The 14,774-nt window shown below is 45.6% G+C and carries 15 protein-coding genes and 1 pseudogene; 7 read left to right on the top strand and 9 right to left on the bottom strand.

Going from position 1 to position 14,774, the window contains the following annotated elements; all coding sequences use genetic code 11:
* Window positions 1-63: 63 nt before the first annotated feature.
* The 7 genes and pseudogenes from QUA90_RS27155 to QUA90_RS27125 form a co-directional block, all read right to left on the bottom strand.
* Window positions 64-343, bottom strand: a pseudogene (locus tag QUA90_RS27155) (IS1 family transposase); the annotation flags it as partial.
* A 68-nt stretch (window positions 344-411) separates the two neighbouring features.
* On the bottom strand, window positions 412-705 hold the full coding sequence (locus QUA90_RS27150) for a TIGR03792 family protein (protein WP_333326418.1): 294 nt from the start codon (window positions 703-705) through the stop codon (window positions 412-414).
* Window positions 706-731: 26 nt separating this feature from the next.
* A complete protein-coding gene (locus QUA90_RS27145) occupies window positions 732-2,942 on the bottom strand; it encodes a PAS domain S-box protein (protein WP_333448424.1) in 2,211 nt (736 codons plus the stop codon).
* Window positions 2,943-3,366: 424 nt separating this feature from the next.
* Window positions 3,367-3,552: a hypothetical protein gene (locus tag QUA90_RS27140; RefSeq protein ID WP_333326422.1), complete on the bottom strand. Its 186-nt coding sequence runs from the start codon at window positions 3,550-3,552 to the stop codon at window positions 3,367-3,369.
* A complete protein-coding gene (locus tag QUA90_RS27135; protein WP_333326424.1) occupies window positions 3,527-4,735 on the bottom strand; it encodes an AAA family ATPase in 1,209 nt (402 codons plus the stop codon). The genes QUA90_RS27140 and QUA90_RS27135 overlap by 26 nt, the downstream gene beginning before the upstream one ends.
* A 70-nt stretch (window positions 4,736-4,805) precedes the next feature.
* The gene (locus tag QUA90_RS27130; protein WP_333448423.1) at window positions 4,806-5,351 is read right to left on the bottom strand and encodes an RNA 2'-phosphotransferase; all 546 of its coding nucleotides are present in this window, start codon (window positions 5,349-5,351) and stop codon (window positions 4,806-4,808) included.
* A 319-nt stretch (window positions 5,352-5,670) separates the two neighbouring features.
* The gene (locus QUA90_RS27125) at window positions 5,671-6,354 is read right to left on the bottom strand and encodes a methyltransferase domain-containing protein (RefSeq protein WP_333448422.1); all 684 of its coding nucleotides are present in this window, start codon (window positions 6,352-6,354) and stop codon (window positions 5,671-5,673) included.
* Between the two features lie 516 nt (window positions 6,355-6,870).
* Between QUA90_RS27125 and QUA90_RS27120 the strand changes: the two genes are divergently transcribed.
* The 5 genes from QUA90_RS27120 to QUA90_RS27100 all read left to right on the top strand — a co-directional run bounded on the left by QUA90_RS27120 (window position 6,871) and on the right by QUA90_RS27100 (window position 12,636).
* Window positions 6,871-9,741: a diguanylate cyclase gene (locus tag QUA90_RS27120; RefSeq protein WP_333448421.1), complete on the top strand. Its 2,871-nt coding sequence runs from the start codon at window positions 6,871-6,873 to the stop codon at window positions 9,739-9,741.
* 147 nt (window positions 9,742-9,888) lie between these two features.
* Complete coding sequence (locus QUA90_RS27115) at window positions 9,889-10,257, top strand: hypothetical protein (protein WP_333448420.1); 369 nt, start codon at window positions 9,889-9,891, stop codon at window positions 10,255-10,257.
* Window positions 10,223-10,486 (top strand): hypothetical protein, encoded by a 264-nt coding sequence (locus QUA90_RS27110; protein WP_333448419.1) that lies wholly within the window; start codon window positions 10,223-10,225, stop codon window positions 10,484-10,486. Before QUA90_RS27115 ends, QUA90_RS27110 begins: the two co-directional genes overlap by 35 nt.
* Before the next feature lie 188 nt (window positions 10,487-10,674).
* Window positions 10,675-12,396 carry a leucine-rich repeat domain-containing protein gene (locus QUA90_RS27105; protein ID WP_333448418.1) on the top strand — a complete coding sequence of 574 codons (1,722 nt, stop codon included), beginning with the start codon at window positions 10,675-10,677 and terminating at the stop codon, window positions 12,394-12,396.
* An 18-nt stretch (window positions 12,397-12,414) separates the two neighbouring features.
* Window positions 12,415-12,636 (top strand): hypothetical protein, encoded by a 222-nt coding sequence (locus QUA90_RS27100; RefSeq protein ID WP_333448417.1) that lies wholly within the window; start codon window positions 12,415-12,417, stop codon window positions 12,634-12,636.
* 179 nt (window positions 12,637-12,815) lie between these two features.
* On the opposite strand, the gene QUA90_RS30595 is transcribed toward QUA90_RS27100, so the two are convergent.
* Window positions 12,816-12,944, bottom strand: a complete 129-nt coding sequence (locus QUA90_RS30595) for a DUF6887 family protein (protein ID WP_445300146.1) — start codon at window positions 12,942-12,944, stop codon at window positions 12,816-12,818.
* A gap of 23 nt (window positions 12,945-12,967) precedes the next feature.
* Complete coding sequence (locus QUA90_RS30590; protein WP_445242796.1) at window positions 12,968-13,126, bottom strand: DUF6888 family protein; 159 nt, start codon at window positions 13,124-13,126, stop codon at window positions 12,968-12,970.
* Window positions 13,127-13,356: 230 nt separating this feature from the next.
* On the opposite strand from QUA90_RS30590, the gene QUA90_RS27095 reads away from it, so the two are divergent.
* Both QUA90_RS27095 and QUA90_RS27090 read left to right on the top strand, forming a co-directional pair.
* Entirely contained in the window at window positions 13,357-13,650 is a 294-nt protein-coding gene (locus QUA90_RS27095; protein ID WP_190661966.1) for a hypothetical protein, read from the top strand.
* Window positions 13,637-14,773, top strand: a complete 1,137-nt coding sequence (locus QUA90_RS27090) for a DUF6745 domain-containing protein (protein ID WP_333384301.1) — start codon at window positions 13,637-13,639, stop codon at window positions 14,771-14,773. Before QUA90_RS27095 ends, QUA90_RS27090 begins: the two co-directional genes overlap by 14 nt.
* The last annotated feature ends 1 nt before the right edge of the window (window position 14,774 follow it).

Raw genomic sequence — 14,774 nt, 5'->3', positions numbered from 1 at the left:
TTGCACTTTACCCTCGCTCTCGCGAGCGCATAACCCAGGCTACGTCAAGTGCCATCGATATATTCAGCAAGCCCTAAATAAACAGGCGTTATAGTCATGAATAAAAGACCAGATTGCTCCAAGATGATTGGAGATTTTTTTATAAAAGGAAAGAGTTTTTCTGACTAAACGAGATATTCTTTGTCTCATCTTATTGTTAAATCTTTCTATATAGGAAGTTTGCCCACTTTCCTTGACTACTGATTGGTGTCTCTTTTTTGGAAACACTCTCTGATAAGCACTCCAAAAGTCGGTGAAAAAACAAGCACATTGACTCTGGAACTGCCGGTAGAGAATCCCACAATCCTTAAGCTCCTAAATGCTGACTAATGGCTGATGACTAATGGCTGATGACTGATGACTGCTGACTAACTAATGCAAAAACTTGCGAACTTGATATTCGCGACTTTCCGCGATCGCAATTTGCAAATCGCCCATTTGGGCATCCAACTCATCTATTGTGCTTTGCGGAACCGACTTCCACTTCTCCCTAGTTTCCCAGCGAATCAACATCACCACCTCATTTTCCACCGGATCTACCCAAATTTCTTTGCCTAAAAAACCGTCCCAATTTTTTAGTCCCTCAGTCCAAACTTCCTGATCTCGCTGAATAAACTGCTCCCACTTTTCTTGAGGTACTTTAAATTTGAGCCACTCAATTACCATATTATTTCCTATTTGTAAAGAGCTAATTAATCGTTGCCGATCGCAATTTTAATTATCAACTCAGTTCCCTCTCCCGGACGCGAAACACAGTGCAACTTACCGCCGTGCTTTTCTACTACTAAATGTTGGGATATGGCTAGACCCAAACCAGTGCTGGTGTCTGGACATTTAGTAGTAAACAAAGGGTCAAAGATGCAGTCGAGGACTTCTTCAGTCATGCCAGGGCCGTTGTCACTAATGGCGATCGCAACTTCGTTTTCCCCTACCACGGAAGTCCGAATCCGAATTTCGGGATTGAATACTTCAGCTCTCGACCTGCCTGAAGACAAGTAAGACTGATTTTGAATTTTACCATACTTTTCAGCATTTCTCCCCCCTTCTTCCAAAGCGTCGATCGCATTTGTCAACAAGTGCATGAACACTTGGTTTAAGTGTCCCGCATAGCAGTGAACTCGCGGCAAATCCCCGTACTCTTTAACTAGAGAAATCCCCGGCCGGCCCCCTTTAGCTTGCAGGCGATTTTGCAAGATCAGCAAAGTGCTGTCCAAACCTTCGTGGATATCAGCAGGCTTCATTTGAGCTTCGTCGGTACGCGAGAACAAGCGGAGCGATCGCACCACATCGCGAATCCTTTCAGAACCGACTTTCATTGAATTTAGCAGTTTTGGCAAGTCTTTTTTGATGAAGTCTAAGTCTAATTCTTCCATCAAATCTTGAATTTCCGGCACGGGATGCGGATAATACTTTTGGTAAAAGTCTATCGTTCGCAGCAGTTCTTGAATGTAGCCAGTAGCATGGCTGACATTGCCGGAAATAAAACTAACTGGATTGTTTATTTCGTGCGCTATTCCTGCTACCAACTGCCCCAGAGATGACATCTTTTCTGTTTGAATCAGTTGAGTTTGAGTTTGCTGCAAAATTAACAGCGTCTGCTCTAATTTAGCCGCTTGTTGTCGCAGGCGTTCTTCGGATTCTTGCAAAGCTAAAAGAGACTGTTTGCTTTCTGTAATATCCAATCCCACAAATACCGCCGCCGTATTGTTATGATATTTTTGAGCGACAATTAGATAAGTTTTATTTTCTCCTCTGATGCTCGCTGTTACTTCTTGAGATGTCTTTTTTTTATGGCTGCCAAAGAAATCGTATACTAAATCGTTAAATTTGGGACTGGTATCTAAAAAACCCACTTTTTGACCGATAAATAGTTCGGACGGCATTTTGTAAGCGCTAGCTAAATGTCGGTTTACTCCCAAATAGCGCAAATCGGAACTTACCCAAGAAACTAATCCCGGCACCGCGTCCAAAACGGCTTGAAGTTGCTCTTTTGCCTCTACAAGCGCTGATTCTGCTGCGAGGCGAGCGGAAATGTCGCGGGCGATCGCGCAGCGGTATTCGCAGCCGCCGTATTCTAAATAATTGACTTTAACTTCGACGGAAAAACGGGCGCCGTCTTTGGTTTTGTAACTGGTTTCAAAAGTGAGGTTGGTTTGCTGCTTGAGTTGATCCCAGTGTTCTCGCCAATCCGATGCTGGCAACTGCGAATCGATGTCGCTAACCCTCATGTTTAGCAGTTCCGATTCCGAGTAGCCAAAAAGATGGCAAGCGGCTTTGTTCGCGTAGCAAATTTGACCGTCTGAGGTACTAAAAAAGATTGTATCAGCAGCATTTTCGAGGGCAATTTGAGTTAGTTGTGGTATTGTTTCTAACTGCTTGCATTTGACCTCGGACTGAAATTTATTAGAGCAATTGGTTTGAGCGGGAGCCTCACCTATCTTAGAAGCAAACAAAATCAAACCGCCGATCGCACCTTCGTTATTTTTCCAAGGCTGAAATACCCATCTTACCGACTCGCTGACAGAGCCACTTGCGGTTTTTCCTGATACAGATGTGATCGATCGCCCTGCCACAAACTCGCTATATTCCAAAACTCCCGTCAAACAAGCCTGGGCATTTTGCTCCCAATATTCCGGGAGATTCGGGAACAGTTCCCAATGAGAGCGGCCGATCGCCTCGCCGTCGCCCCACCCGCAATCTGTTTCCCAGCGACGGGAAACCGACAGATAGCGCATTTCACAATCTACCATTGCCACGGCTTCGGCGGAGCGCTCCACAAACCGCCGAAATCGCTCTTTACTCTCCGACACTGCTGCCTCTGCGGGTTGTTGGGCGATAGGGACATTCCCGTCAACGTACCTTCCCAGTCCCTGACTTTTTTGCTGAACTGGCTTAGTTTGCACGGTTTGGGATTTCCTCCATAGCTGTCAAGTTTGAAAAACTCTGTTTGAGACCAAAAATGCTGTTTTCCCCTGATTTGCTCTCTCGGACAATACCCTTAGAGGGTATCACCCATCATTGATATCATTTTTGATGGGGATATGTCTATAGGCATTGCTATCAACTTAAGGCTAAAGCTAGTGCCCTGCTGGTGTTTGACCATTAGGCATAGATCACGTCGGCGCCCCCGGAATAGTCGGAGGGGACTGGAGATATCTCTTGCCTGCCCCGACTATTCCGGGGCGCAACATGGCAGCGACACTAGGCAAAAAACGAGAGAGACAAAGGGTTTTAGACGATTGGTGACACCAATGGGTCTATAGGTACTCAAGAAATTTTCCCCCACACTTTGAGAGTCAGAAGATTTCCTAGTGATTGTTGGGTATTTTAGACAAGTTCCCAAAAGAATGCAACTGTAGGCCCGTGAGCCAAACCATGAGCTTCCTCAGTCATTCCCAATTCTTTAAATGCAAATCCCACATCGAACATGGTATGAGATCGTGTAGCCAGTGCGATCGCCAGATAGCTTGAGAATGCAAGAGAGCGCTCAAACAAATTTGTGCGTAAATTCACTGGTAAAATCCACTCTCCCTTTCCGTAACATTGCAGGATCTAATCTTTCAGTGGTGTTGCAAGTCATCAAAACTACGAGTTTTTGCTGAAATTGAATGCCGTGTTCGTCGATGACGCTTTGATACAAAGTTCCATCCAGCAAACTCAAAATATGTTCAGTTTTGTTAGTGCGTTGGGCCTCGGCAGTCGATCGATCTTGAGCCAAATTATCAGCCTCGTTGATAATAATACAAATCCGCTCTAAATAACTCGGCGGCACAAAATTTTCCACAGCATCGTGGTCTAAGATAAAAATCACATAACCCAGCGGCACTAAAATTTCCTTTGCTACCGCTTGCGTCCAAGCAGTTTTGCCCGTGCCCGGTTCGCCACTAACCAAAACAGCCAACTGATTTTGATCCAAAATTGCCTGCTGAACTGTATCGGTAAAACTTTGAACCTCTGCAGAAAACGTGCGAATTGGGAACTGGCTGTGAACCTGTCCGACGCGGCTTTTGTACCCGCCCAGAATCACCGCTAAATTGTAAGTTGCCTTGCTAACGAGAGGCGCAATATCTTGGCAAATTAGAGTGTAGCAGCGTCTTCCCCTGTCGTAGCTGTCAATTTGTAGCCAGCAGCCGAATCGAGCCCAAGAAGCATAAACAGTACCCAAAACTTCCAAGCGTTCCCAGCTAACAAACCGCTCTGGGGGATAAGAAAAATGTCGCTCCATAAAAGACTGGGTAATTGCATCCGGTTTCCCTAGCAAATCCAGAACTTTGAAAACAGTAATCTCTTGGAGTTTGTTGAGAACGTAGTCGATGGGAATGCTAGCGCGGCTGACCAATTGCACCACAGGCGTTTCGGTAACTAAAACGTCTTTGTAGCGGTAATCCGGGTAAACTGGCTGCGGAGTAATGTAATCCCAAAAATCATCTATTTCGTAGCGAGTATTTTCCGAAAATACATTTAACATATTTGCCCACCAAGTATATTGGTGTCGTCCCATTGCGTCGGCAAGGTCGCTAGCTACCCCTAAAGTTTTTTGAGCTAGTTCTAAGGGATCGCTAGACGCTAAATGTACCAGGTGTTCCCAATCCAGTTGACGGTAAAAAGGTCGCCAACCAGAGCCTAGCAGACCTCTATTTGGAGAATTGTTTTGATTAAAATTGTTTTCGCGATCGCCCATATCTTCCGCACTCATTTGGCCAAACTCCTACTTCTCTTATTTTACATTTTTTGTGGTACAGATTCTACAAAAAAAGTGAAAATTATCAACTTATTTTGAGATAAGCGGGCGGCACAAAATCTACTAGCCAAACTTTGTTTGCCGAGCAGTAAAATGTATGACCGTCGCGTTGCATTGCTGCGGCATCTACAGTAAAGACTGCCGGGATGCCATGTCTTGCACCTACTTGGCGCGCCGTCTGGATATTCACGGACAAATGAACATGATGCCGCGACATTTTCCTAATTCCTTGACTGAAAATAGACTCGACGGCTGTGCTACCTGTTCCGTGATATAAAATATCCGGGGGAACACTGGGTTCTAACCGCAAGTCAACCTCTACGCTGTGTCCTTGATTAGCACGAATTAGAGTGCCTGTGGAGTCAAATGAAAAGCGCTGCTTGTCGTTTTCCGCGACTACTTTTTTGAGTTCTGCAAGCTGAACAGGAAATTTATTTTTTTGGCAGGCATCGAGGAGTTCGCTAACAGGAAGCCAGCCACCTGGATCGAGTTCAACGCCGATGCGCCCTGGCGCGTGGCGCAGATGTCTGCTCAGGTATTTGCTAATTTTGACTAAGCGAGAATCGCTCATGATTTTACTTTATTTATTGAGCTTTTAAATCACATTTTGCCAAATGTCACTAGCGGGTTATATTGTGGGCTGGGGGCGGGTTTATTGAATCTGTTGGCACTGCCAGAGAGCGCTTGACTGAACCCGCCTCTACAGGTTTGTTGAAACTTATTCATATTGCAAAAAATGAATGGTTTTACGCGCGAATTATAGTGGTAAAGTGGCCCTTAAGAACCTAAAAAATTAGGTGCTGCGTCCGGGAATGAAAAACTTTTCAGTGTGCGACTTTTCACGAGCTTTTGATAATTATCAAAAAACTCTGCATTCTGTCGAATGCCTTCTACCTTGGGATAACTCCGCCAAAAACAGCAAAATTTAGATAGCGCCAGTGACATCCTACGTCGGCAAAACCAGCTTCTGCAAGCCACTTTGTCTGCTCTTCAACAGAGGAGGGAATATCTTCTTCTCGATATTTTTGAAACCATGCTGCATCGTCTTCTCCGTTAGCTTTCATGTACTGCCGCCACAACTGTTCGTATTGCTCAGTCAGCCGGGGAGTAGCACCTGTCACAATATCTCGAATTAGCAAGATTCCCCCTGGATTCATGGAGTGAAAAAGTTTGTGAAATAGCTGTTGTTTACCTGCGCTGTCGAGGTGGTGGATTGCCAAGCCTGAAACTACCAAATCGTAACCGCTGCCGAAATCATCTTCGGCAAAGTTTCCTTGCTGCAAGGTCAGCCGTTCTCGGAAAGCAGACAAGTTGGTTTGGCAAGTTTTCAGCATATTTTGGGCCATATCAAAGGCTAGGACTTTTGCTTGAGGAAATGCTTGCAGAATCATAGCCGACAGTATGCCAGTTCCCGCACCTAAATCCAGAACTTTTATGTTACCATTAGTTTCAGAAGGGATTAACTGCAATATTACATCGTGTTGCTCGCCATAGCGCGGAATGATGCGGGGAATTAAGCCGTCATAATCAAAGGCTCTTTGTTCAAATTGCTCGCGTACAGCGTCTAAATTCACAGACGATTTTCCTCAAATTGTTAATAGTTGAGTGCGTCAAGGCAGTTAGCCGGTTCTCTTCTCTGAAGCCATATTACATTTTATAATACAAAAAATATACAGACCTGTCAAGATGTTGAAGAAAATAATTTAAAAGAAGTTACGGACGATCGCCAGATAGGGACTTTGTGCGCCCAAACCCGCCCCTGATTTGGGAACTGTCTAGTCATGCACATATATCTCATTTAGTGCAGATGAGGCAGAATGCCACAGACGCGAAAGCCTGCCGAAGACGAGACTTTGTGCCAGATACTAGGAGTAATTGTGAGCAAAAAGTTGACGGTTATGATACCCGTTTCAAACAAGAATGCAACTGTCGGTGTGTGATCCACACCATAAAATTCTCAGTGATTCCCCTTAGTAAAATATAAAAGATACCAGATAAAAAGGAATGAGCCACCAGCCGACGATCGGCTAGACATGAAAAAATCAGTCCTCAGATTGACAAACTTTAGCCAACTATAAACAAAAATTAAGGTGACTCCCGAGTGGATGTGGTGCCTGCCAATTTTTCAGGAAGATGAAGAGATACAAAATATTACACCCGCCGGTGCGGGAAAGAAAATTGTGATAATGAATCAGGATGCGAGTAGATTAGGTGTCAGCCGTCAGGGGAAAATAGAAGCAATGGAAATCCAACAACGGAGTAAGGATAAGCCCGATCGCCAGCAACAAAACGCGTCTGATCGGCTCGATCAATTTTCTACGACAAAAGAACTAGATTGGTCGCTACAAGAATGTTTAGATTTTAAAAGAGCGATCGACCGCTCGACACTGGCGCTGAGGACTGACGCGCGAGGAATTATCAACTATGCCAGCGAACGAGTTTGCTCCATCTCCAACTATTCCCAGGCCGAACTAATCGGCTCCCACTTCGGCATCCTCCATTCGGAATATAAATCTTCGGAAATAATTAAAAATCTGCTATTAACTGTTACCAAAGGTGAAGTTTGGCAAGGAGACATTCAGAATAAAGCCAAGAATGGAAGTGATTATTGGGTGTACGCAGCAGTAGTTCCACTGTTGGACTGTAAGGGAAAACCCTGTCAGTATTTGGCGATCGGATTCGACATCACCGATCGCAAAGCCGTTGAAGCAGCCCAAGCCGAAGCCAACCGGGCAAAAGACGAATTTCTGGCGATCGCCTCCCACGAACTGCGATCGCCCTTGAGTGCGATTTTGGGATGGGCACAGCTAGCTCGATCGCGCAATTTAAACGAAGCCACCACCAGCCACGCTTTGGAAATCATCGAGCGCAACGCCAAATTACAAAACCGACAAATAGATAATCTCCTCGACCTCTCGCGGTTGCTGCGAGGGAAAATGTGCCTGAACCTCGGCCAAGTTCACCTCCCGTCTATCATAGAATCTGCGATTGACACCCTCCGTCCCGCCGCCAATGCCAAAAACCTCCGCGTAGAAAAACATTTCGACCCCGCCATCAGCCATGTTTTGGCAGATGCAGAACGCTTGCAGCAAGTAGTCTGGAACCTCCTTGCAAACGCCATAAAATTCACCCCAGAAGCGACACCATACCCAATTCAAGTGCGAATCGAGCCTACTCCGTCGGGCGTCTTGATTCAGGTCAGCGACAGCGGTTGCGGCATCGATCCGAAATTTCTGCCGCACATCTTTGACTACTTCCGCCCCGCAGACAACTTCCAGACCAAGGAACAAAATCGGCTGGGGCTGGGGCTCTCAATTGTCCAGCAGTTGGTGGAACTGCACGGGGGAAGTGTTTGGGCTTCGAGTCCCGGTATCGGTCAGGGGGCGACCTTTGGGGTGCTGCTACCGATTGCCAACAAAAATGCACCCGACGATCGCACTGCTGCGATTGCCCAAAGGGAAAGCAGACCCGGATCGGTTTCCAAACCCCTAGCGGGAAAGCAAGTCCTGGTGGTGGAAAGTAGCGCCGAGATCCGGCAATTTCTCAAAACTGGCCTCGAAGCATTTGGAGCCAAGGTAACAGCGGTGGGTAGCGCCGCCGAAGCGATGGCGGAGTTGCAACAGTCCCGCCCCGACGTGTTGGTCAGCGATATGACGGTATCGGGAGCCGACGGCGGCGATTTAATCCGCCGCATCAGAGCAATGGAAATGTCCGAGCACAGGGAACTGCTGCCGGCCGTGGCGCTGACGGGAGGCACTGAGGAAGAAGATTCGGCCGAAGCGCTGGAGGCGGGGTTTCAGAGGCATTTGTCGAAGCCGGTGGAAGCGAATCAGTTGGTGAGGGCGATCGCCCAATTGGCTGGACTGACTGGATTCGGCTCCGGAGAGTGGGGTTCGGGAAATATCCGGGCGGCCACACCCCAGGCCACGCTGCCGGAACCTAACAGTTTTGACGACAAAAATTATCTGGAACAATTAACAAGTGACAGTAGAGAATTACCGTTGTTGCTGGTAGTAGAAGACAACAATTTTCTGCTGGCTTACCTCCAAACTTTATTAACTCCGTACTATCGAGTCGCTGTGGCGATGGACGGCGTTGAAGGTTTAGAAAAAGCCAAAAGTTTGCAGCCAAATTTGATTGTGAGTGACCAAATCATGCCAAGACAAAACGGACTGGATTTGCTCAAGGAGATTCGGAACACGCCAGAATTAAAATCTACTCCGGTAATCTTTTTGACAGCGCGATCGGGGATGGACGCTCGGATCGAAAGTTTGGATGCGGGTGCTGACGATTATATTTCAAAACCTTTTGACGAGAGGGAATTGCTGGCGAGGGTGAGAAATTTGTTGCGATCGCACTCAGCCGAACAGCAGTTGGCGGAGCTCAACCGTCAGTTGCAGCAGCAGAAACAGCAGTTAGAAACAGTGAATCGAGCCTTGCAGTATTTGGCAAATTACGACAGTTTGACTGAGGTAAGAAACCGCCACTCTTTTAATGAATACCTCAATACGGAATGGCGGCGTTTGGCTAGGGAAGAAGCACCGCTGTCTTTAATTATGTGCGACATTGATTATTTCAAACTTTACAACGACACTTATGGTCACCAAGCGGGGGATGAATGTTTGCGGCAAGTGGCGGGGGTGATCCAGCATTCGGTAAAGCGAGCGGCAGATTTAGTAGCGCGTTACGGTGGAGAAGAATTTGTAGTAGTTTTGCCGAATACGGATATTGAAGGTGCCACTTCCGTAGCTGAAATGATCGCACAACAGGTGCGGGGTTTGCACATAGCTCACGCTAAGTCTGCTGTCAGCGAATATGTGACGCTGAGTTTGGGTGTAGCTTGCTGCATTCCGGGGGTGAGGTCGCAGCCGGGGGAGCTAATTGCGATGGCCGATGAGTCGCTTTATCGGGCGAAAGAAGCAGGGCGCGATCGGGTTTCGGTTGCCACATTTCAAGGATAATATAATAGTTAAATCCACTTGTATGGTGCGTCAGAAATCTATCGTTTCGATTTAAACAAATTTTTTGTGTCAGACGCACCATACCAATGTGCTGGCAAACTTGGGTGAATTTAAATTGCTATAAATATAGTTAAAGGAGGTCGTGCCATGACAGCAACCTTAGACAAACCACAAGACCAGCGCCTAATTCACTCCGGGATTGATTGGCAACAATTCAAGCTAATCGAGCAGGGGTTTTCTGACTCCCCCGGCCTCCGACTTTTTTATTTCAAAGGTGAGGTAGGAATCTTGGCAGTTTCGCAAGAACATGAAGTCTTCAGCGGTGTCATCGCCCTGTTGCTGGGTACGTATTTTGTAGAAAAAGAAATCGCTTTTACTCCCACAGGAAGTTCTAGCCACAGGAAGTTCTACCCAGGAAAAAGAAGGAAAAGCCTCCGCATAAGCAGACCAATCTTACTTAATTGGCACAGCATCGGGAGGCATGGCAGACCTCTCGATCGAAGTTGTATTTACTAGCGGCAACGAAAGCAAGTTGCATCGTTACCAAGCCTTGGGATTCCCCGAAGTTTGGTTTTGGGAGGAGGGAGTATTTAGCCTGTATCATTTGCGATCGTACGGATATGAAAAAATTGACCAAAGCGAAATATTGCCTAATTTAGATATTAATTTATTGTCTCGCTGTCTGCTGATTGCTTCAAGGGTGGAAGCGGTTAAAGAATGGAGGCGAGGCATTTCGGGAGATTAGATGAAAAGTGTTTTGTGAGTGCGACATCGCCCGCAGTCCGAGTTACAAATTGCAATACTGGCGATCGCGATCGGGTGGTTAATAAGTGCGTGCGATCGCTGGCATAATCCCCAAAACGCCAGAGATATGTTATTTAAGGTAGATACCGACATCAGATTTTAGCAACTTTTCTAGGAGGTTATTGCCCTATGTCCTCTCAACAACCAGACCCTACGGCAACTTACATCCCCTTTGCCCGGCGCTTGCACTTGGGCAGCCTTTCAAAAGAAGCGAAGCATACAGTTATGGTGCTGTTAAAAACAGCACGAAAGTATGACTATTATAAAACTGAAGAGATACTGTCAAATTTGACAGATCTCAATCTGGAAAACAATCAAATATCAGACCTAACACCCCTACAATCTCTGACCAATTTGACAGATCTCAATCTGGAAAACAATCAAATATTAGACCTAACACCCCTGCAATCTCTGACCAATTTGACAGATCTGAATCTGTCCCACAATCAAATATCAGACTTAAGACTCCTGCAATCTCTGACCAATTTGAAGCGGCTGTCTCTGGAAAATAATCCAATATCAGACCTAACACCCCTGCAATCTCTGACGAATTTGACTTATCTGAATCTGTCCCACTATCAAATATCAGATTTAAGACTCCTGCAATCTTTGACCATTTTGACTAATCTGAATCTGTTCCACAATCAAATATCAGACCTAACACCCCTGAAATCTCTGACCATTTTGACTAATCTGAATCTGTCCCACAATCAAATATCAGACTTAAGACCCCTGAAATCTCTGACCTATTTGACCCATCTGAATCTGGAAAACAATCAAATATCAGACTTAAGACCCCTGAAAATTCTGACTAATTTGACCCATCTGAATCTGGAAAACAATCAAATATCAGACCTAACACCCCTGCAATCTCTGACCAATTTGACCGATCTGAATCTGCTGGAAAACAATCAAATATCAGACCTAACACCCCTGCAATGTCTGACCAATTTGAAAAAGCTGTCTCTGCCTAATAATCTTTTATCAGACCTAACACCCCTCCAATATCTGTGGAAAGCTATCGCCAATTCCACAGAGCGAGTCGATCGCGCCCGTGCCGCAGCCGCGATCGAATTTGCCTACACAGCTCTCGGCAAGACTTGCCCGAAAATTATTTTTTGTTCTAGTCCCCACTCCGCCCTAACACAGTTAAAACAATTGAATGATCCCACTAATAAAAATAAATTTTTTCAGTCTTTTTACAAACACCTAAAGCCCGCCTGCTTGCCATTTGAATATATCATATATTGCTGCGTGTATCTGTTCGTAGTAACAAGAGGTGAGCGACCGCTAAAAAGAGATTTTTTCCAGCTTATTTACGAACAGCTAGAATCGGCATATAGGCCGTTTAATTTAATAAGATATAGTAGTTCGTATTTGCCACAATTAATAGAATGGGAGCGGCAGCTCACACAAGAATTGCAACGTGATTTTTGGGACTATTGTAGAGACAACTCAACGTCGATCGTTAATCGGGCATACCTGTGGGATAAAATCTGTGTGGCTGACTTCTGTGTCTCTGTACTTAGAATTGTTCTCAACCCAGATGCACAAAAAGCTTTTGAATGCTTGAAGCAGCTTTTAGTTGAATGTGGCTGGATTTTTGCGTTTGACAAGGTTTGCTATGTGTGCGATCGCCCTTTAAAACTCTCCCTCGACAGCGAACATCGGCCACACGCAGAAGGAGAAAGCGCGATCGAATTTAGCGACGGCTACAAACTCTACTCCTACCACGGCGTCACCTTGCCCGAAAAATACGGACAAATTCACCCCAATCAGTGGGAATCTACCTGGATTTTAGAAGAAGAAAATGCCGAATTAAGGCGAGTGTTAATTCAGGGAATTGGTTAAGCCAGAATTTGCCAAGAATTGCAAGCCACAGAATTAGATTGCTGGCAAGAATACACCCTGCTAAGAATTGATGCTGATATTGATGGCTTCGATCCTGCTAATTTCGATCCTGATGATGTTCCTGAAAAAGAGGCAATCTACTTGTTAAAAATGACTTGCCCGAGTACAGGATTCATTCATCCTTTGCTGGTTCCGCCTGAGATGCAATCTGCAAGGGGAGCGATTCGCTGGGTGAATTAGGAGGTCGATTATGAGGATTTTTAGGTGCCAACTTGAAATTTAGGGCAAGTTAGAAACCTAGTTGATAAGAGTCGGCAGTTGACACCTATCCTACACAAACTTTCGTCCAAGTGCGCGGACTGAAGACTAACCTTTATATTCTTGCATCTGCTGGCAAATGGCTGCCTCAATCTTAGTATCTAAATCCGAATCTCCACTTTTTTTATGATTGAATTATACCGCTTTTTACGCCTGTCTAAGTAGGCTTGTAGTGCAGCTCTATTCCCGCGATTTTTAAGAAAATAACGCTTCACTTCTCCATCTGACATTGCAGTATAATCTACTTAGATCATTAAACTACCTCCCCATTTGGAGCAATTTCAATCTCAATTTCCTCGTCATATCCAGCCAACACGAACAGCTTTTTGCTTCTCTCGTCAACACAGACGAGGTTAATAGGTTGCAATGCCAAATATGTCAAGTAATAACTGATTCCATAAATTAACCACAATATTTGTAGTGGCCGGTTTCACCAACAATCTTTCATTCACATCGACAATATCTATAAACCCGCCCTCACCCAGGCGACTTTCACGATCCAAGATAACGCCTGTCAGTGCAGCAAAGAGTTATGGAATGTGGTTTGTGGATCTTGACTCCCGTGTATTACCAATGTAGTATTGAGTTACGGTAGAAAAGCTCGATCGATCGACACCAGTAAACAAAATTTAGAAAAAACCTATGCAACCCATCCGACAAGGCGACGTGATTCTCACCCCCGTACCGAAAATCGAAGGAGAAAAAAAACCTCACCTCACTCTCGCCGAAGGTGAAGTCACCGGACATTCTCACCAGATTATTGAGGGACAAGCTGAACTTTACGAAAAAGACGGCACTCTGTACTTGCGGGTGCTTTCACCGACAGCTTTATTGAGTCACGAAGAACACCATGCGATCGCAATTCCCGAAGGTAATTGGATGGTGCGAATTCAGCGGGAATATGAGCCCCAAGGTTGGAGGTATGTCACAGACTAAGGTTAAAAAACTGACGCCAGAACAAGCAGCTTTGATTCCAGTTTATCGGGAAAAGTGGAGAGCGAGATCGCTTTCCACTGGCCCGATAAATCGATCGCAAGCTGCGGAAACAGTTAAATCGGCTTACAGTGCGATCGGCCTCAAAGCACCGGAAATCATTTTTGTCGATCGCCCCTACGAAGCTGCTGATCTAATCGTCAGTCGATTTGACAATCCCAGGAGCCAACTGCGGAGCCAATTCGAGACAAAACTTCGTAGCCCGCTAGAAAAACAACTGCGGGGTTATTTGGGAAGCCAACTAGAAACCGAACTGCAAAACCAACTGCCAACTCAACTGGAACAACGACTTTATACTCAACTAAAAACGCAATTGTGGGAGCCGGAGGGAAATTATTTAGCTGGCGAAATATCAAGCCAATTGCCACCGCAACAGGTGATCGATGAGCGGAGTGGAGAAATCCGGCCAACATTAGGAAAACACCTCAGTAATTGCATTCAACCAGAATTGTGGGCTGCTTATGGGAGTTTGTTGGATTTCTGCATTTCCGTTCTAAATTTACCTCATTCCTACGCCAGAAATTGGATTGTTTTTCAATCGATTGTCCGGGATTGCGGCTGGATTTATCCCTATGACAAAGTTTGCATTGTCTGCTCCAAGCCGATCGCACTTTCCGCAGATAGCAACTACCGCTTGCACGCTGAAGGAACACCAGCGGTACAATTTGCCGACGGTGTTTCGATTTACGCCTATCACGGCGTGATTTTGCCCGAATGGTACGGTAGGCTACATCCGCACCAGTGGCAGTCTAAGTGGGTGTTGAAGGAACAGAATGCAGAAGTTCGGCGCGCGTTAATTCAGGGAATTACTTACGATCGCATTTGTCAAGAATTAGCGGTTAAAGAATTAGATAGTTGGCAGGAATACACTCTTTTAAGCATCGAGTTTGACGATGATTTTGATATTAGGGGTAATGCAAAGCCAGTTTATTTGTTAAAAATGACCTGTCCGAGCACGGGATTTATTCACGCTTTGCGCGTGCCGCCTGATGTGCGATCGGCTCAAGAAGCAATTCGCTGGGTAAATTGGGATATTGACCCAGAGGAGTTTTCCGTGCAAACTTAAA

The organism is Microcoleus sp. D3_18_C4 (genome assembly GCF_036702355.1).
In the GTDB taxonomy this organism is placed as follows: Bacteria; Cyanobacteriota; Cyanobacteriia; order Cyanobacteriales; family Microcoleaceae; genus Microcoleus.
Note: the sequence above shows the minus strand (reverse complement) of the source record. Positions and strands in the feature narration are given on the sequence as shown.